The organism is Brevundimonas sp. AVps5, assembly GCF_058681515.1.
The window spans coordinates 2269913-2288558 of record NZ_CM178740.1; the positions used below are offsets into that span (position 1 = coordinate 2269913).

General features: G+C 65.8%; 18 protein-coding genes and 1 pseudogene. 8 read left to right on the forward strand and 11 right to left on the reverse strand.

Annotation, left to right across the window (positions count from 1 at the left end; genetic code table 11):
- The 11 genes and pseudogenes from ACW18A_RS11525 to ACW18A_RS11575 form a co-directional block, all read right to left on the reverse strand.
- Positions 1–1041, reverse strand: coding sequence for a protein-glutamate methylesterase/protein-glutamine glutaminase (locus tag ACW18A_RS11525; protein ID WP_492021856.1), 1041 nt, complete (start codon positions 1039–1041; stop codon positions 1–3).
- Positions 1038–1904 carry a CheR family methyltransferase gene (locus ACW18A_RS11530; RefSeq protein ID WP_492021857.1) on the reverse strand — a complete coding sequence of 289 codons (867 nt, stop codon included), beginning with the start codon at positions 1902–1904 and terminating at the stop codon, positions 1038–1040. Before ACW18A_RS11530 ends, ACW18A_RS11525 begins: the two co-directional genes overlap by 4 nt.
- Complete coding sequence (locus ACW18A_RS11535; RefSeq protein ID WP_492021858.1) at positions 1901–2362, reverse strand: chemotaxis protein CheW; 462 nt, start codon at positions 2360–2362, stop codon at positions 1901–1903. The genes ACW18A_RS11530 and ACW18A_RS11535 overlap by 4 nt, the downstream gene beginning before the upstream one ends.
- Before the next feature lie 2 nt (positions 2363–2364).
- Positions 2365–4692 (reverse strand): chemotaxis protein CheA, encoded by a 2328-nt coding sequence (locus tag ACW18A_RS11540; RefSeq protein WP_492021859.1) that lies wholly within the window; start codon positions 4690–4692, stop codon positions 2365–2367.
- A 3-nt stretch (positions 4693–4695) separates the two neighbouring features.
- Positions 4696–5061, reverse strand: a complete 366-nt coding sequence (locus ACW18A_RS11545; RefSeq protein ID WP_492021860.1) for a response regulator — start codon at positions 5059–5061, stop codon at positions 4696–4698.
- Complete coding sequence (locus tag ACW18A_RS11550) at positions 5058–5336, reverse strand: STAS domain-containing protein (protein WP_492021861.1); 279 nt, start codon at positions 5334–5336, stop codon at positions 5058–5060. Before ACW18A_RS11550 ends, ACW18A_RS11545 begins: the two co-directional genes overlap by 4 nt.
- On the reverse strand, positions 5336–7285 hold the full coding sequence (locus ACW18A_RS11555; RefSeq protein ID WP_492021862.1) for a methyl-accepting chemotaxis protein: 1950 nt from the start codon (positions 7283–7285) through the stop codon (positions 5336–5338). The genes ACW18A_RS11550 and ACW18A_RS11555 overlap by 1 nt, the downstream gene beginning before the upstream one ends.
- Positions 7286–7579: 294 nt before the next feature.
- Positions 7580–8074, reverse strand: coding sequence for a TorF family putative porin (locus ACW18A_RS11560; RefSeq protein ID WP_492021863.1), 495 nt, complete (start codon positions 8072–8074; stop codon positions 7580–7582).
- 196 nt (positions 8075–8270) lie between these two features.
- Positions 8271–8918 (reverse strand): DUF2490 domain-containing protein, encoded by a 648-nt coding sequence (locus tag ACW18A_RS11565; protein ID WP_492021864.1) that lies wholly within the window; start codon positions 8916–8918, stop codon positions 8271–8273.
- Between the two features lie 69 nt (positions 8919–8987).
- A complete protein-coding gene (locus ACW18A_RS11570; RefSeq protein WP_492021865.1) occupies positions 8988–9509 on the reverse strand; it encodes an SgcJ/EcaC family oxidoreductase in 522 nt (173 codons plus the stop codon).
- Between the two features lie 265 nt (positions 9510–9774).
- Positions 9775–9867, reverse strand: a pseudogene (locus tag ACW18A_RS11575) (hypothetical protein); the annotation flags it as partial.
- Positions 9868–10452: 585 nt separating this feature from the next.
- Here ACW18A_RS11575 and ACW18A_RS11580 point away from each other — a divergent pair.
- The 8 genes from ACW18A_RS11580 to ACW18A_RS11615 all read left to right on the forward strand — a co-directional run bounded on the left by ACW18A_RS11580 (position 10453) and on the right by ACW18A_RS11615 (position 18639).
- Positions 10453–11913, forward strand: a complete 1461-nt coding sequence (locus ACW18A_RS11580; RefSeq protein ID WP_492021866.1) for an ATP-binding protein — start codon at positions 10453–10455, stop codon at positions 11911–11913.
- The gene (locus tag ACW18A_RS11585; RefSeq protein WP_492021867.1) at positions 11910–12518 is read left to right on the forward strand and encodes a response regulator transcription factor; all 609 of its coding nucleotides are present in this window, start codon (positions 11910–11912) and stop codon (positions 12516–12518) included. The genes ACW18A_RS11580 and ACW18A_RS11585 overlap by 4 nt, the downstream gene beginning before the upstream one ends.
- Positions 12519–12655: 137 nt before the next feature.
- Positions 12656–12832, forward strand: a complete 177-nt coding sequence (locus ACW18A_RS11590; RefSeq protein WP_492021868.1) for a hypothetical protein — start codon at positions 12656–12658, stop codon at positions 12830–12832.
- 35 nt (positions 12833–12867) lie between these two features.
- Positions 12868–13701: an enoyl-CoA hydratase-related protein gene (locus tag ACW18A_RS11595; RefSeq protein WP_492021869.1), complete on the forward strand. Its 834-nt coding sequence runs from the start codon at positions 12868–12870 to the stop codon at positions 13699–13701.
- Between the two features lie 183 nt (positions 13702–13884).
- Positions 13885–15522 carry a TldD/PmbA family protein gene (locus ACW18A_RS11600; RefSeq protein ID WP_492021870.1) on the forward strand — a complete coding sequence of 546 codons (1638 nt, stop codon included), beginning with the start codon at positions 13885–13887 and terminating at the stop codon, positions 15520–15522.
- Between the two features lie 22 nt (positions 15523–15544).
- On the forward strand, positions 15545–16873 hold the full coding sequence (locus tag ACW18A_RS11605) for a TldD/PmbA family protein (protein WP_492021871.1): 1329 nt from the start codon (positions 15545–15547) through the stop codon (positions 16871–16873).
- A gap of 28 nt (positions 16874–16901) precedes the next feature.
- Positions 16902–17609, forward strand: a complete 708-nt coding sequence (locus ACW18A_RS11610; RefSeq protein ID WP_492024386.1) for a DUF4159 domain-containing protein — start codon at positions 16902–16904, stop codon at positions 17607–17609.
- A gap of 31 nt (positions 17610–17640) precedes the next feature.
- Positions 17641–18639 carry an AAA family ATPase gene (locus ACW18A_RS11615; protein WP_492021872.1) on the forward strand — a complete coding sequence of 333 codons (999 nt, stop codon included), beginning with the start codon at positions 17641–17643 and terminating at the stop codon, positions 18637–18639.
- Positions 18640–18646: the final 7 nt, after the last annotated feature.

Here is an 18646-nt window from a genome sequence, read left to right on the forward strand (position 1 = left end):
TCAGGGTGCTGTCTTGGCGCCGGACGAGGCGCACAGATCGAGAATGGCGGACGAAAGGCGGGCGAGCGGCAGCTGCCGTTCTACGGCCCCGATCTCGTGGGCGACGCGCGGCATGCCGTAGACGACGCAGCTGGCTTCATCCTGACCCAGGGTGTGGGCGCCGGCGTTGCGCATCTCGAGCAACCCTTGCGCGCCGTCGCGGCCCATGCCGGTCAGGATGACGCCGGTCATCGGACGGTGCAGACGGGCGACCGAACGGAACAGGACATCGACCGACGGCCGGTGGCCGCTGACGGTTTCGCCCTGGCTCAGGCGGCAGCGCGGCGTCGTGCCCGAGACCTCGAGATGGGTCAGGCCGCCGGGGGCCAGATAGACGTGGCCGGGTATCAGGGGTGCGCCGTCGACGGCCTCGCTGACCGTGGCGGCCGACATCTTGTCCAGGCGGGCGGCGAAGCTGGGCGTGAAGGTCGCCGGCATATGCTGGGTAATCACCGTGGCCGGGCAGTTCGCCGGGAAGGCCGATATGATCGTCAGAAGCGCTTCCACCCCGCCCGTAGAGGCGCCGATGGCCAGGATGTGATCGGCGGCAGGGCGATAGTCTGTGCGTGGACGGGGTGCCTCGACAGTCTCGTGGCGGCGGACCCGGGACCGGGCGGCGGTCTTCACCTTGAGGGTCAGTTCGGTAAAGGCCTCTGCGGCGGTGACGCCCGCGCCGGGTTTGCCGACCGCGTCGATCGCTCCCATTTCCAGTGCCCGCAGGGTGACCTCGGCCCCGGCCTGGGTCAGGGTCGAGACCATGACCACGGGCATGGGCCGCAGGCGCATGATCTTCTCGAGGAACTCCAGGCCGTTCATATTGGGCATCTCGACGTCGAGGGTGATGACGTCGGGGTTCAGCTCCTTGATCAGGGTGCGCGCTTCCAGCGGGTCAGCGGCCGAACCGACGACCTCGATCTCCGGATCGCGGCGCAGGGCGGCCGTGATCAGGCCTCGCATGGTCGGGGAGTCGTCCACCACCAGGACACGGATAGGCACGCTCATGCTGTCAGCCTGTAGGTGGTCAGGCCGCTGGTCTGTAGCTGGTTCATGGCCGATCCGCTGACCCGCTCCGAGTGGCCGATATAGAGGGTGGCACCGGGGTTCATCAGCGGGGTGAACCGCTTCCACACCCGCTCCTGGGTCGCGTCGTCGAAATAGATCACGACGTTGCGGCAGAAGATGACATCGAACTTGTGCCGCATGGGCCAGTCTCCGATCAGGTTCAGTTCGCGGAACGAGACGAGCTCGCGCAGCGCCGCATTGGCCGACAGCATGTCGCGGCCCTGGTCAGGCGCCTTTTCGAAGAAGCGATTGCGCAACATCGGCGGCGCGGCTTCCAGGTGTTCGGCGGAGTAGACGCCGGTGATGCCGTCGGCGACCATGTTGGGATCGATGTCGGTGGCCAGAATGCGGAAGTCGAGATCGGTGGCTTCCGGCAGGACTGCCAGGACCGTCATGGCCATTGAATAGGGCTCCTGGCCGTTTGAGCAGGCGGCCGACCACAGGCGGACACGCTCGCCGCGACGGGCGCGTTCGGCCAGGCCTGGCATGACCTGGTCGCGCAGGTGTTCGAAATGGTGCGGCTCGCGGAAGAAGCGGGTCACGTTGGTGGTCAGGGCGGCCGTCATAATCTGACGCTCGTCGACGCCGTCCACGCCCTGGACCAGGGCGCAATAGTCCCGGAAGCTGCGCAGACCCAGGGTTCGCAGCCGCTTGGCCAGCCGCGAATAGACCAGGGCGGCCTTGCCCTCGTTGAGGGCGATACCGGCATGGCTGTGCAGGGTTTCGGCGATGTGGCGGAAGTCCTCGGCGGTGAAGGCGAACTCGCCTTCGACCAGGGATTCGCGCCCGGCGGTACGGCTCATGCGGCTTCTGCTTCCGAGGCGTCCGGGATGATCCGGTCCAGTTCGATCAGGCTGATCAGGCGGCCGTCGAGGGCGAACAGGCCCTTGACGAAGGACTTCACCTGGTCGCTGGCGACATCGGGCGTCGGCTGCATCGCTTCGTCGGTCAACTGGATGATGTCGGACACGGCGTCGACCAGAAGGCCCACCATCCGGCCGCCGACATGGGCGACCATGATCACGTGGCGCGCCGTTGGGTCCGACGTGCGCAGGCCGAAGCGGGCCCCCAGGTCGATGATCGGCAGGACGGCCCCGCGAAGATTGATCACGCCCTTCATGAAGCCCGGCGCGCGCGGTAGCGGCGTGGCCGGGGTCCAGCCGCGGATTTCTCTCACGGACATGATATCCACGCAGAACTCCTGCTCCCCGATACGGAAGGCGATCAGTTCACGGGCGGCGGTGTTGGTGGCTTCAGTCATGATCAGCTCGCGATTTTCAGTTCGGGACGCACCGTCTCGTTCCGCACGAACCGGCGGCGCGAACCGGCTACGATGGCGTCGACGTCCAGGATCAGGGCGACCCGGCCGTCGCCGAGGATGGTGGCGGCGGCGACGCCCTCGACCTGCTGATAGTTGGTCTCCAGGCTCTTGATGACGACCTGGCGCTGGCCCTGGATCGCGTCGAACAGGAGGGCCGCGCGTGTGCCGCCCTCGGTCTCGACGACCACGGCGACACCGGTCTCGGCGGCCAGGGGCGTATCCCGGAATCCCATGCCCAGGGCGACGTCGATCAGCGGCACAAACATGTCGCGGAAGCGGATGACCGGATCGTGTCCGCCGACGTAGTGGATGTCCTCAAGACGCGGCGTCAGGCTCTCGACGATGGCGGTCAGGGGGGCGACCAGTGTCTGTTCGGCACCGGTGACGACCATGCCGTCCAGCACCGCGAGGGTCAGGGGCAGGCTGAGTGTGAAGGTCGACCCCTTGCCCGGGTTGGACGCGATCGAGATGCGACCGCCCAGGGCCTGTATCGAGCGACGGACCACGTCCATCCCGACCCCGCGCCCGGACACGTCAGTGATCGTCTCGGCGGTGGAGAAGCCCGGCAGGAAGATCAGATTGTCGATCTCCTCGTCGGTCAGGGCGGCGTCCTCGGCGATCAAGCCGCGCGAGACGGCGATGCCCTTGACCCGTTCGCGGTTGATGCCGCGCCCGTCGTCCGAGATCTCGATGACGATCCGGCCCGAGCGATGCAGGGCGACCAGGCGCACCGTGCCCTCGATCGGCTTGCCGGCGGCGGCCCGATCTTCCGGCCCTTCCAGACCGTGGTCGATGGCGTTGCGCAGCATGTGGGTGATCGGCTCGGCGAGGCGTTCGACCACGGTCTTGTCGACCTCGGTGTCCTCCCCGGCCGTGACCAGGCGGACACGCTTGCCGGTCATCTCGCCGACTTCCCGGACGAGGCGCGGCATACGCTGGAACACCGACTTCACCGGCTGGGCGCGGATGGCCATGACGCTGTCCTGAATCTCACGCGTCAGCAGTTCGAGATCCTCGAGACCGACAGAGATTCCGGACGATCGGGCCAGGCCGCTCTCGATCACCCGCTGGGCCAACATGGCCTGCTGGATGACCAGTTCACCCACGACGTTGATCAGGCGATCGACGCGGTCGAGGTCGACGCGAATGGTGACAGCGGCGGTCGCGGCCGGAGCGGTGGCGGCGGCGGCGGCGGGGGTCGCTGCGGGCGTCGGCGCGATCGGGGCTACGATTGGCGGCGTCGGCGGGTCTTCGGCGATCGGGACTACCGTCGCCACTGGCGCGACCGGGGCTGGATTGTCCGGCGTCGGTGCGGCCACGTCCTCGCTCTGGGCACGGGCCAGCAGAGCCGAGATGTCGAGGTCTGCGGCGGGGGCAGGTGCGGGGGCCGTGGCGGGCTCGTCCTGAACGATTTCGGGAACGGCCGAGGCCGGCCGGATGGAAAGGTCGCAATCGCTGTCCACGAAGTCGAAGACATCGCGGATCGCGGCCTCTCCGTCGTCCGTCGTCAGGTCGATGGTCCAGGAGAGGTACGAGTCCTCGGCGTTCAGAGCGTCCAGATCCGGCACCGCGGAAACGTCGAGCGTGACCGTCGTCTCGCCGAGATGGGAAAGGTCGCGCAGCAGCAGGGCCGTCTCGTTGCCGTTGGCATACATCCGGCCGTGCGGGTGGAATACGATCCGCCAGACGTTGGCGCCAGGGACCGCATCGCTCGCCGGGGCGGTGGCCTCGGCAGGTCCGCCCAGGTCGGTGAGGTTGAAGGCGACCGGCTTGAAGCCGAAGTCGTCCATGTCGTCGTCGACCGGTGCGGCCGCGACCGGCGTGAAGACGGGCTCGCTCGCGACGGCCGCGACGGTGGCCGGCGTGGCCTCGCCATGCGTCAGGACTTCCATCTCTGCGACCAGGCCGGCGGAGCGGGCCTCGTCGACCGCCACACCCTGGCCGCGCGCGGCGGCGATGTGATCGGCCAGCACGTCTGAAGCGCGCAGCAAGGTCTTGACCGTGACGTCGTCGCACGGCTTCCGGTCGGAACGGATCTCGTCCAGCAGGGTCTCGAAAACGTGAGCGAACCGCACGAGGGCATCGAGGCCGAAGGCCCCTGCCCCGCCCTTGACCGAATGCACAGCCCGGAAGACCGCGTTGACCGTCTCGCTGTCCGCTTCGCCCTGCTCGATCGCCAGCAGACCGGTCTCCAGGTCGCCGAGCAACTCGTCGCACTCCTGGAAGAAGACGACCTTGATGGCTTCAAAGGGATCGACCGCGTCACTCATGGCTCAAGCCGCCACGCGACGGACGGCGGCGACCAGCTTGACTGGATCGAACGGCTTGACGATCCAGCCGGTGGCACCGGCGTCGCGGGCGCGCTGCTTCTTGGCAGCGTCGCTCTCGGTGGTCAGGACCAGAACCGGCGTCGCACGGTGATTAGGATCCGCGCGCACGCCCTCGATCACGCCGAAGCCGTCCATGCGGGGCATGTTGATGTCGGTGATGATGACGTCGGCGCCCTCGGCCGCCAGGGTCTCCAGCCCGTCCACGCCGTCGACCGCCTGGATCACGCGGTAGCCCGCATCCACCAGGGCCATCAGCAGCATGTCGCGCATGGTACGGCTGTCATCGATGGTCAGAACAGTCTTGGTCACGAAATAGCTCCCAGCGGGCGGTCGGCCGAGGCCGCCCCGAATGCGTTCCATTGATCGGCGAAATCTCGTGACACTTCGTTAATCTGCAGAACATGACCGTCGCTGGCCCAGGTTTGCTGGGCCGAGATCAGGACCTGCAGGCACAGGCCGCCCAGACGCTCGACGCGCGAGGCGTCGATGGTGACCGACTGGCCTCGCATCGGCAGTAGCGCCGCCTTCAGAGGCTCGGCCTGTGACAGGTCGAGAACAGCCGGCAACGATATCGAGGCGGTCATCAGAACTCCTCCCAACTGTCGTCTGAGACGACGGGTTCAGGTTTAAGGGCGGCGCCGCCGTGACTGACAGTGCGCATCTGGGCGACGGGGCGTTGCGCGGGTCGACTGACCGGGCGCGCAGACGAAGGCGGGCGAGCCGCCCGGGCAGGCGCGGCGACTCCACCGGTCTCAAAGCGCGCCATGGAGCTGGCCAGGATGTCGGCCTCCTGCGTCAGCGAGTGGCTGGCGGCGGTCGATTGCTCGACCATCGCGGCATTTTGCTGGGTGACCTGGTCCATCTGGTTGACGGCGGTATTGACCTGGGCAAGGCCAATGGCCTGTTCCTGGGCCGAGGCGGCGATCTCCGAGACCAGGCCGTCGATCTCGGCGACGCGGCTGACGATGCGCTGCAGCGCCTCGCCGGTCTGGCCGACCAGCGCGACGCCGGCATTGACCTGCGAGCTGGAGGCCGAGATCAGCACCTTGATCTCCCTGGCCGCTTCCGCCGAGCGCTGGGCCAGGGCCCGGACCTCGGAGGCGACGACCGCGAAGCCGCGGCCGGCGTCGCCGGCACGGGCCGCCTCGACGCCCGCGTTCAGGGCCAGAAGATTGGTCTGGAAGGCGATCTCGTCGATCACACCGATGATCTGGCTGATTTCCTGGGCCGATTTCTCGATCGCGCCCATGGCCGAGACCGCGTCACGGACGACATTGCCCGAGGTCTCGGCGTCGCCCTTGGCGGCCTGGACCGTCTCGGAGGCCTGACGGGCCCCCAGGGCCGTGCGGTTCACCGTCGCGGTGATCTCGTCCAGGGCGGCGGCGGTCTCTTCCAGCGAGGCGGCCTGCTGCTCGGTACGGCGCGACAGGTCGTCGGAGGCCTGGGCGATCTCGCCGGCGCCGGAGCGGATGGCCGAGACGTTGTTCAGCACCACCGACATCGTGTCCTTCAGCTGGCCGATGGCGACGTTGAAGTCGTCCTTCAGCTTCGCATAGTGCTCGGGGAAGGGCTGGTTCAGGGTATAGGTGAGGTCGCCTCGGGTCAGGTGGTCCAGACCGTCGCCCATGGCCGAGACGACGGCGGCCTGATCGCGGGCGGCGGCGTCCGAGGCGCGCTGGTTGCGGTCGCGTTCGCCTTCCGACTCGCTCCTCTGGGCGTCACGCTCGGCTTTCAGGCGGCCCTTCTCGATAGCGGCGTCACGGAAGATCACAACGTTGCGACCTACTTCCCCGATCTCGTCCTTGCGGCTGCTCTCGGCGACCTCGAATTCGGTGTCGCCGCCGACCAGACGGCGCATGAGCGCGTTGATCGTGTGAATCGGCGTGACGATGCCCTTGCCCGCGATCATCAGGGCGGCGAGGACTGCGGCAACCATCGCGATCAAGGTCGAAATCAGGGTGACCAGAATGGTGTTCTGAACGTCCTGTTTCAGACCTTCCGCGGCCTCAGTCCTCGCGGCGGTCTTGGCTTCATTGAACGCGACGATCTGCGGTGCCAGGACGCCGATCTTGGTGTCGATTTCCCGGTTGAGGACTCGTCCGGCCTCGACGTCATTGGCCAGACCGCGGTCGATCGCACGGACGGTCAGGGCCCTGACCTCTGCGAGACCCGTGCGCAGCGGTAACATCTCCGCCTTCCACTCGGGCATCAGCGCCTCGACCTGGTCCAGCCTCTCGACGATCAGGCTGTCGGCCGTCGCCGCCTTCTCTGCAGCCTGGCGCGCCTCCTGCGTTGTGCCGTCCCAGGCGAAGACCCGATACCTCTGGTACGCCAGGGCTTGAAGTTGCACGTTGGCCTGGACCATCTTGACCGTCGCGACGCCTTCTTTGGCGATCAGCGACTGATAGGTTCCGGCGACCTGCGCCGTCTTCCAGCCGGCGTATGCGGACCCGACCAGGCCCACGAGGGCGACGGCGATCATCGGCACGATGATCTTGGTCGAAATCTTTGCGTCCGAAAGGAACCTGCTCACAATTTGTCTTCCCAAATTCCAGCGCAAAACGGTGCGGCTTGCCGGCCAACGATCGATATCGGCATCAATCCGATCCTGGACGCGAAACAGATCAAGTAAACTCGATCTAAGGTTGCGCCGACATCATGGACGCCGTAGTGTTCAAAGATTGCCCGGGACATTTATATTAGTGATGAACGGGACGTTACGTAGAAACACGTAGGGTAGGGACCCTTTAGATTTTACGAACATCGTGCCTCCTCCAAACCTCTTGCTCGCGGGCGGACCCGTTTTTTCTGGCGTCGATGTGATGGATCAGAAGGCGTAGGAGAGCGCGGCGACCAGACGGGCCTCGAAGGGCTTGCCGAAGCTGTGGCCGTCGGTGTCGTACCATCGCAGGTCCGCCGACACGGCGTCGGTCAGCTTGCTCTTCACCCCGGCGTTCCAGGCGACGTATTCGGCGGCGCCGTCGGCGGAACGGTCGGCGATGGCGACGCTGGCCTTCGTCTTGCTGTCCAGTGACACCGTACCCTGCAGTTCGACCCACAAGGCCTCCCGGGCCGCGGCGTACCCATCAGGCGTGTAGTTGACACGCAGGCGGGCGGTGACGGGGCCGAAGGCGCGCGAGGCGTCGGCCTGGTATTCGAAGAAGTTGCTGTCGAGGCCGGCGCGGGTGCCCGGCAGGTCGCGGTTCACGACGGCGAGGTCGAACTTGACGTCGCCGACGGTCGGCCGCCAGCCGATGGTGGTGACGATCTCGGCGTCGGCGGCCGAGGAAAGCTCCGCGTCCGACGTCAAACCCCGAGCCAAGGCTGCTCTCCGCAAAGAACAGCTTTGAGTCAGCGATCAGCTGATTTGGGAATCCACTTTGTCCACACTACCTAAGCCTTGGCCGAGAACCGGCTCACCACAACCATCCGCAGGCGATCTTTCGCCCTGGTGGCGACGGTCGTCACGAGAGCATTTTCTCTCTTGTGCCTGTGATTGTTGTCCTGGCGATCGTCTATCAGAATGCGACACCGACCCCGATGAAAGGTGCGTGCCCGATGCGGTCGGGCGCGTTGTCGCGCACGTCCTGCTGGCGGAGATAGCCCAGACTCACCTCGTAGCGACCGAATTCCCGTTCGAATCCAACGAAGGTACGCAACCCCGTGACGCCGGTTTGGCCGTCTGGGTCTGTGCTGCGTAGCGTCACGAAAAGCTCGGCATCTGCAGTGAGACTCCAGTTGTCAGCGGAATCGCCAAGCGGGACTGACGTGCCGATACGCTGTCGAACTCGCCATCCCGTCTGGGGATCGGTCGAGACGAACCGCTGTTCCACGCGCGTGCGGAGGTCGATGGGGCCCAGTTCATAGCCGACCTGCTGGAGTAGCCGAACCTCCCGTTGGTCCGGTCCGTTCCAGCGTTGTTCGATGCCGACGCCCCAGGTGTTGCCCCGGGCATCGTCGCGTTTGATCCAGCCGCGAACGAACCATGTGTCGTTGCGCGGATCGTTGCGGAACCGCTGTGCCGTTTCGAGCTCGATGGATGTCCTGTCGCCTGCCGCCTTGGTGACGGATGGATTGAACCAGAACTCCATGTCCTCGTCGTTCGCAAGGACCGGGGTCGCCAGCGAGAGTGCCGCAGTCGACACGGCCAAAACCAGTCTATTCATCTCTATCCATGGAGAAAGGCCCGCTGCGGGAGGGGCCCCGCGGCGGGTCACGAGTCCTGAGAGAAAGGCCTAGCGGTCGGCTTCCGGCATCATCGACGAGTGCAGATGATCGATCTTCCAGTTGCCGCCTTCGTAGCGGTAGATGAACGAATAGCGGGCGCGGACGTCCGTCTTGGCACCCGTGGCCGCGTCGGTCAGGGTGACGGTCCAGGTGCCGAGCCGGGAAGCCGTCTGGCAATCGATCTCGACCGTGCTGGTGTCGATGCGACCGACCGGCTTGCTCCGCAGGAAGCTCACGAAATAGTCGCGGACCAGGGCCGGGGTCGTGCGCGGCGTATTGGAGACCGTGGCCAGCAGCACGGGCTCGTCCGTGAACAGTGCTGTGACCACGTCCGGGTTGCCGGTCGCCCAGGCATCATTGAACCTGGCGAACTGGCTCTCGACATCCGCTTGGGATACCGAGGGGCAGGCGTGATCGTGGGACGAGGCCTGGGCCAGCGCCGCGCCCGGAACGGCTGCGGCCAGCGCCGAGAGAAGCGCCAGGCGCACAGAAACTTTCAGGCCGAAACGGCCCTTGGACAGTGATGACATATTGGTTCCACCTCGAAAGGGCAGCGACCGTTCACGCATGAACTCTCGCCGCCGGTGCGGTCCGACATCACGATCGACGCGATCGTCAGAGGGGCCCGGTCCGCACGAATTCGCATGCTGCAAAGGCTGTTATCCTGTCAACAAGCTTGGCCCTTGGTGTGACAATAAGCACCGGTCTCGAAGGCTGTGCTGTTCGCCAACCTGTCGGACTTGGTTGCGTCGGAGCTCAGGTTCACCAGAACACCAAGGCCATCGTTTCGGGCTCCCGGACCGGGTTCTCCTCGGCCACATAGTCGTCGAGACAGTCTGGAAGCAGCGTCGGCTGCCGCCGATCTGCACCCTGAACAAAGCGGCTCATACTCACCCCCTGTTGACACCAGAAGGCTAGGCTAATTCGCTCGATCAGAGGGCGTTTTCACACAGCCTCGGTCGAGATCGGTCAAAGGGATCGGGCCGCGCATCGGACATTCTCGACGGTCGGCGAGCGTTGCATAACCGCCTGGGAACCCCGCCGATACGCCACCTACCAACCCCGCCTTCGATCGAGAGCCGGCATGGCGCAGGCCGTATCTCCGCCTGTACCCACCGGAAGACACCTTCAACTTGGGTACGTCGCACTCACCCGCTTCGCCCAGACTGGAAAGGGGTTGGGTCGACCGTCGTTCGAAGCGCGAGGCGGACATCCAAACCCATGCCAACACTGGGTTTGGCCGATCGGCTTGACTAGATTTCGTAAATCTTCGCCTAGGCCAGGAATACCTATCCGCCTGACGAGGGGCGCGATCCGGCGTCGGGATCGACCGGTTCGGCTCTGACAGTTATTCATTTAAAAATGAATTTTCGCCGGGACGATTGACCCTGAGAACGACGGTCCGTCACGCCGAATCGATGCAGATAAATCACACCGGGCTCGACTTCGCTCGAAGCTGATTGAGGCGGCATCATGTCGCGACAGAACGCCATTGCGTTCATCCGGACGAAGGCGGCGCAGCTGTCTGAAGCGCCGTGGGCGGGCTATCCCCTTGCGATCGTCGCGGTGCTGGCCGCGGTCGGCGTCCGTGCCGCGCTGGAAGGGTTCGGCAGCTTCTACTACCTGCCCATGCTGCCCGCCGTCATGGCCGTGGCCCTGTTGTCCGGCCGGCGCGAGACGGTTTTCGCCATCCTCCTGGCCATCACGGCGAACGTCGCCCTGGCCCGCATGGACAACGTCGTCCACACGATCGCCAATGCGCTTCTGTTCGCGGCCGTGGCGTGGTTGATCTCCGACGGGTTCCGGCGACTCCGCGCCTCCCGCCGACAGGCCAGCGAACTCTCACTGCGACTGGCCCGACGCGACCACATCCTCCAGACCCTCCTGGTGTCCGTTCCTGTCGTGATGCTGGATCGACAGGGCGTCATTCGTTCGCTGACGCCTTCCGCCTCCGCCTTGCTGGCCGCGCAGGAGGCCCTCGCGATTGGCGAGCCGTTCAGCCTGTTCGTCGAGGATTTCGATCTGGAGACCTTCGCCCCCCGCGGCGCGGGCGGGACGGCATCGGGCTCCTGGGTGGCGCGCCGGGGCGACGGAGAGCGGCTACACCTCAATATCCAGATCGGTATCAACGAGGACGAGATCGATCCCGAATACGCCGTCCTGACGCTGACCGACCTGACGGCGACCCACACCGCCGACGCCCAGGCCCGGGAACTGCACACCCAGTTGAACCGGGTCTGGCGGCTGAACTCCCTCGGCGAGATGGCGGCCACCCTGGCGCATGAACTGAACCAGCCGCTCAGCGCCGCAGTCACCTATCTGCACGCCGCCCAGACCGACATGAAGCGCGCGGGACCGGTGGCGGACAGTGCGGGCCGGACCGTCGACATGGCCAAGACCCAGTTGCTGCGGGCCGGGGAAATCATCCGACGGATGCGCGAACTGCTGGCGCATGAGACGCGAGGGCTGGATGTCGAGCGCACCGGATCAATGATGGACGATCTCAACGAAGTGATCCAGATGATTGCGCGGACCGGCGGGGTATCGATCGAACTCCGGATCGACGATGAGAACGACACCGTCCGGGCGGAGCAGATCCAGTTCCAGCAGGCCATGGTCAATCTGGTGCGCAACGCCGTCGAAGCGCTCGCGGGACGGCCCGATCCCCGGGTCATCGTTTCCGGCCGGGCGATCTCGCCCGAGAAATACGAGGTCCGCGTCGAGGACAACGGCGCGGGAATCGCGACCGCCGACATGGAAGCTATATTCCGCCCCCTGATCAGTACAAAGTCGGGTGGCATGGGGCTGGGCCTTTCGGTGACCCGGACCATCATCGAAAGGCACGGCGGCGTGTTGAAGGTCGAGGCCAGCCCGCTCGGAGGGGCCGCCTTCTCATTCTGTCTTATGCGTGAGCGGGAGCTTGTGGACGCATGAACTCGATCACCGTGCTGATCGCCGAGGATGACGACGCCGTCCGTGACGCCCTTCTGGTCCTGCTTCGCGGCGAGGGCCTGCGCGCCCGCGCCTTCACCAGCGGGAGCGAAATGTTCGCCAACCTGCCGGAGGTGGACTCGGCCTGCGTGATCACCGATGTGCGCATGCCCGACATGGACGGTGCCGAGGTCGTTCGCCGGCTCAGGGAACTGAAAGGCGACACCTGGCCAATCATCGTGATCACCGGCCACGCCGACGTGCCCATGGCCGTTCAGATGATGAAGGCCGGCGTCGTCGATTTAATCGAGAAGCCGTTCGATCCCAATCGTCTGCTCGAAGCGGTGCGCGGCTGTCTGGGCCACCTGTTGAAACAGGAAGGCGCGCGTCAGAACCGACAGGACGTCGCCGAACGCATCGCTCAGCTGAGTCAGCGCGAGAACCAGGTGTTCCGCGCCTTGATCGAGGGCCGCTCCAACAAGGAGATCGCCACCGAACTGAATATCAGCCCGCGCACCGTCGAGATCTACCGCGCCAAGGTCATGACCAAGATGCAGGCGACCAACCTGTCGGCCCTGGTCCGCATCGGACTGGCATTCCCCGGATAGAGCCCGGCGCGCGAAGCCGATCCGGAAGGCGCCGAACGGACCGGCGGGGCGGACACGCCTTTACGGCGACGGTTTCCGGTGCGTTCAATGCGCGTCTGATCGCCTGTCTGAACGGCGACGACTGAGAGGCGATCATCATGGAAGCCGGCGTCTTCGTACCGATCGACAACACCGGCCGGCTGATCCCGGAGACCGCACTGCCATTCATGCTCTCATTTGATCTGAGCAGGCGGCTCCCCCGGCGCGCCGAACACTGCGGCCTCGATGTCCTGCCCTCGATGATCAAGCTACGCGGGTTCGGCGGCAATCGCTGATGACCTGCCCCGCCAATATGAAAGCCGCCTGAACCTTGCCCAGTTTCGAGATCACCCGCGACGGCCCGGTCGCCCACCTGCGTCTGACCCGTCCCGAGGCGTCCAACGCGCTCGACATGGATTTTTGGCGACGCTTCGGGCCGGAGCTGAAGGCGCTGGATGCGACGGGCGATATCCGCGCCCTGGTCCTGTCTGGCGAGGGCAAGAATTTCTGCGCCGGTATGGACATTTCCGTCTTCTCGGGCGGCGCGATCCTCAACACCGACAAGGCCAGCGAGCGCCAGGCCTTCCACCAGACCGCCCGCGACCTGCAGGAGACACTGACCACCCTGGAGAAGGTCCGTTTCCCGGTCATCGCCGCCATCCAGGGCGCCTGCGTCGGCGGAGGTCTCGATCTGATCGCCGCCTGCGACATCCGGCTGGCCAGCGTGGACGCCTATTTCCGCATCGAGGAAATCAACATCGGCATGATGGCCGATATCGGCAGTCTTCAGCGACTGCCGAAACTCATGCCGGAGGGGGTCGTGCGCGAGCTGGCCTATACCGGGTCCACACTGACGTCGGAGCGCGCCGAACGGCTGGGCATGATCAACGCCGTCCTGCCCGACGCCGAGGCGGTCGTTACGGCGGCGCTCGACATGGCGAAACGGATCGCGACCAAGGCGCCGCTGGCGATCTCCGGATCCAAAGCCGCCCTCAACCACGCCCGCGACCACACCGTCGCCGAAGGGCTGGAATGGATCGCGGTGATGCAAGGCTCGCTATGGAGCCCGACCGACGTCATGGCCGCGATTCAGGCGCGCATGGCGCGCACAGAAGGCGAATTCGCCCCTCTGGCACAGCTGCGACCGTTTGACCCGCCGGTCTGAAAGCCCGCCAGCAGTGGAGCCGGCGTTAAGAGTTCGTAATGATCGGCCTTAACGGCTCCGATCGTTTGACCTGTGTCATCCGCCTGTCAAAGATGCGGCCCGCGTGACGAGAGGGCCCAGTGCGACGCCCCCTCAACACCGCCTGCGCGCCCCCGCGGCAGGCCATTCGGGTGGAGAGAAGCCTTGGATAGACGTTCATTCCTCGCCGCTTGCGGCATTGGCGCGGGGGGGCTGTTGCTGCCCGGGTTCGCCGGCCGTGCCATCGCGGAGTCGCAGCTGGTCGAGACCATCGACATCGCGGTCAAGAAGCGCCTGGCCGACGCCGGACTCAGTGCCGCCTCGGCCGCCGGAGCCAGCTACTGCGACGTTCGCGTCGGCCGCTACCTGCGCCAGTTCGTGATCACCCGCGAAGCCAACGTCCAGAACATCGTCAACACCGAGTCGATCGGCACGGGCGTGCGCGTCATCGCTGACGGGGCCTGGGGCTTTGCCGCCACCAACGAGATGACCCCCGAGGCCGTGGCCGAGGCCGCGCGCCTGGCCACCGCCATCGCCAAGGCCAATGCCCGCAACCAGACCCAGCCGGTCCAGCTGGCCCCGACGCCCGGCGTCGGAGAGATCAGCTGGAAGACCCCGATCCGCCGCAACGCGATGGAAGTGCCGATCGCCGAAAAGGTCGAACTGCTGCTGGGCGTCAACGCCGCGGCGATGGAGGCCGGCGCCAACTTCGTCAACTCGCAGCTGTTCCTGGTCAACGAGCAGAAATATTTCGCCAGCTCTGACGGCTCCTACATCGACCAGGACGTGCACCGTATCTGGGCCCCGATGTCGGTCACGGTTATCGACCAGACGACCGGCAAGTTCCGCTCACGTCAGGGCCTGTCGGCCCCGATGGGCCTCGGCTACGAATATCTGGAAGGCCGCGCCGAGGACAAGCTGGAGTCGGCCAACGGTGCCGTGATCAGCTACGGCATGTCCTACGACATGCGCGAGGACGCGGTCGCCGCCGCCCGTCAGGCCCGCGAGAAACTGACCGCCAAGTCGGTCGAGCCGGGCCAGTACGACCTGGTTCTCGACCCCGACCACCTCGGCCTGACCATCCACGAATCCGTCGGCCACCCGCTCGAGCTCGACCGGGTGCTGGGCTACGAGGCCAACTACGCCGGCACCAGCTTCGCCACGCTCGACAAGCGCGAGAGCCGCTTCCAGTACGGGTCCGAGATCGTCAACCTGTTCGCCGACAAGACCCAGCCCGGCAGCCTGGGCGCGGTCGAATACGACGACGAGGGCGTCAAGACGAAACAGTGGGATCTGGTCAAGGACGGCAAGCTGGTCGATTATCAGGCGACCCGCGATCAGGTTCACATCCTCGGCAAGACCGCCTCGGACGGTTGCTCCTACGCCGACAGCTGGTCCACGGTTCAGTTCCAGCGCATGGCCAATGTGTCGCTTAAGCCCGGTACTCAGCCGATGACCCGCAACGACATGATCGCCAATGTCGAAAACGGCATCTACATCCTGGGCCGGGGTTCGTTCTCGATCGACCAGCAGCGCTACAATGCCCAGTTCGGCGGCACCCTGTTCTACGAAATCAAGAACGGCGAGATCACCCAGCCGCTCGAGGACGTCGCCTACCAGATGCGCACGCCGGAGTTCTGGAACGCCTGCTCGGCCATCTGCGACCAGAGCGACTACCGCATGTTCGGTTCGTTCTTCGACGGCAAGGGCCAGCCCAGCCAGGTGTCCGCGGTAAGCCACGGCTCATCCTCGACCCGCTTCGACAAGATCAACGTCATCAACACCGCGCGTTCGCTCGGTTGATCGGACCCAAGGGAAAAATCACATGAGCATCATGACGGAAGCCGAGGCCAAGACGATCCTCGACAAGGTGATCGCGCTGTCGACCGCCGACGAATGCACCGCCCAGCTGGACGGGACGATCGATGGAAACATCCGCTTCGCCCTGAACAACGTCTCCACCTCGGGGGTGATCACCAACACCGATCTCGCGGTACAGGTTGCGTTCGGCAAACGCGTCGGAACGGCCTCGATCAACGAGTTCTCCGACGAGGCCCTGGCCCGGGTGGTCAAGCGGGCCGAGGACCTGGCCAAGCTGGCCCCCGAGAACCCGGAGTTCATGCCGGCGATCGGGCCCCAGACCTATCGCGCCACCGACACCTTCAGCGCATCGACGGCGGCCATCACGCCCGAGAACCGCGCCGAGATCGCGCGCGCATCGATCGAACCCTGCAAGTCCCAGAGCCTGATCGCCGCGGGCTTCCTGAACGATAACCAGAGCTTCACCGCCTTCGCCAACTCGAACGGAGCCTTCGGTTATCAGCGCTCCACCGAGATGGATTACACCTGCACCGTCCGGACCGAGGACGGCACAGGATCGGGCTGGGTCGCCCGCAACCTTCAGGACGCGAGCACCTTTAACGTCGACACCGACATCCAGATCGCCATGCGAAAGGCCAGCGCCTCGCGCGATGCCCAGGCGCTGGAGCCCGGAAAATACACGGTGATCCTGGAGCCGGCCGCTGCGGCTGGCCTGATCTCCTTCATGTTCAACTTCTTCGACGCCCGGGCGGCGGACGAGGGCCGCAGCTTCCTGTCGAAGGCGGGCGGCGGCAACAAGATCGGCGAACAGGTCTTCGATCCGCGCGTCAACGTCTACTCCGATCCCTGGCACGCCGAGACCCCCGCCCTGCCCTGGGACGGTGACGGCCTGCCACGCGAGCGCGTCAACATCGTCGAGAACGGCGTCATCCGGAACCTGGGCTATTCGCGTTTCTGGGCCGACAAACAGGGCAAGCCGGCGCAGGCCCAACCGGGCAACATCATCATGGAGGGCGGGACCAAATCCACGTCCGACCTGGTGCGCGAGACCGAGCGCGGCATCCTGGTGACCCGCACCTGGTATATCCGCATGGTGGACCCGCAGACGGTGCTGCTGACCGGCCTGACCCGCGACGGCACCTTCTACATCGAGAACGGCGAGCTCAAATATCCGTTGAAGAACTTCCGCTTCAACGAGTCGCCGGTGATCATGCTCAACAACATCGATGAGCTGGGCCGTTCGGTCCGGGTCGGCGATGACGGCCCGACCATGATGATCCCGCCGATGCGCCTGCGTGACTTCACCTTCACCTCCCTGTCCGACGCCGTCTGACCGGAGAGGGTGCGTGTCGCGTTCGAGCATGACACGCGCCGATGCCTTGCGACTGCTGACCGGCGGCGCGCTGGGGGCCCTGCTTGCAGGCCTCCCGCGCGCCGCCGACGCGCAGGCGAGCTATGATTTCTGGTTCACCCGGCTGCGCTACGATTCCGGCGACTGGGACGTGGACCAGCGGATGCCGGCCAACATCCTGACCTCCCTGGTCGACTACACCAACCTGCGGGTCGATCCCGACGAGCGGGTCGTGGCCCTGGCCGATCCGGCCATGCTGACCGCCCCCTTCTGCTATCTCGCCGGCCACAAGCTGGTGGAGTTCAACGCGGCCGAGGCCCGCAATTTCGAACGCTATGTCCGCAACGGCGGCTTCGTCTTCGTCGACGACTGCAACCACGATATCGACGGCCTGTTCGCCACCACCTTCGAGCGCCAGATGGCCTCCATCTTCGGCGCCGAGGCCCTGAAGAAACTGCCCAACGACCACGCCATTTACCGCAGCTTCTTCGAGTTCGAGGACGGTCCGCCGGCGACCAGTTTCGAACTGAACGGCTGGGGCGACGACCTGATCCACGACTATCTCAAGGGCATCGAGATCGATGGCCGGCTGGGCGTGCTGTATTCCAACAAGGATTACGGCTGCGAGTGGGACTACGACTGGCGCAACAAGCGTTTCCTGGCCGAGGACAACACGAAATTCGCAGTCAACATCATCATCTACGCTCTCACCGCCTGACCTGTTCGCCTCCCTCCTCCCCGGAACCTCCATGCCCACGCCCACCCAGTCCGAGATCGACGCCCGCCTCAGCCAGCTCGGCAAGCTGAAGGCCGCCATCGGCCAGGCCATCGTCGGCCAGAACGAGGTGGTCGAACAGCTGTTGATCGGCCTGCTCGCCGGCGGCCACTGCCTGATCGAGGGCGTCCCGGGCCTCGGCAAGACCCTGCTGGTCCGCACCCTGGGACAGGCCCTGCATCTGGAGTTCCGTCGGGTCCAGTTCACCCCTGACCTGATGCCCTCCGACATCCTCGGCACCGAGGTGCTGGAGGAGGATCACGGCACCGGCCACCGCAGCTTCCGTTTCCAGCCCGGCCCGGTCTTCACCAACCTGTTCCTCGCCGACGAGCTGAACCGCACCCCGCCCAAGACCCAGGCCGCCCTGCTGGAGGCCATGCAGGAGCACACGGTCAGCTACGCCGGCGTGACCCACAAGCTGAACGAGCCCTTCTTCGTTCTGGCGACCCAGAACCCGCTCGAACAGGCCGGCACCTATCCCTTGCCCGAGGCCCAGCTCGACCGCTTCCTGCTCAACATCCGCGTCGGCTATCCGACGGCCGAAGAAGAACGCGCCATCCTGGTGGCGACAACAGGATCCGGCATCGGCGCAGTGCCCCAGGTCATGGTCGGCGAGGACATCGTCGCCCTGCAGAAATGGGTGCGCGAGGTCTATGTCGGCGAGGCCCTGCTGACCTGGATCACCGCACTGGTTCGCGCCACACGTCCCTCGGCCGAAGCGCCAAAGGCCGTGCAGGACTACGTCCGCTGGGGTGCCGGTCCGCGCGCCGGTCAGGCCCTCGTGCTGGCCGCCAAGGCCCGCGCCCTGCTGCACGGTCGCCTCGCCGCCACGCGGGAGGATGTCGTCGCCCTGGCCGCCCCCGTCCTGCGTCACCGCATCCTGCTGTCCTTCGCCGCCGAGGCGGAGCGCAAGACGGCCGACGACGTCGTCGCCGCCCTTCTGGTCGCCCTGCCCGCCCCCGCGCCCGACTGATCCACGG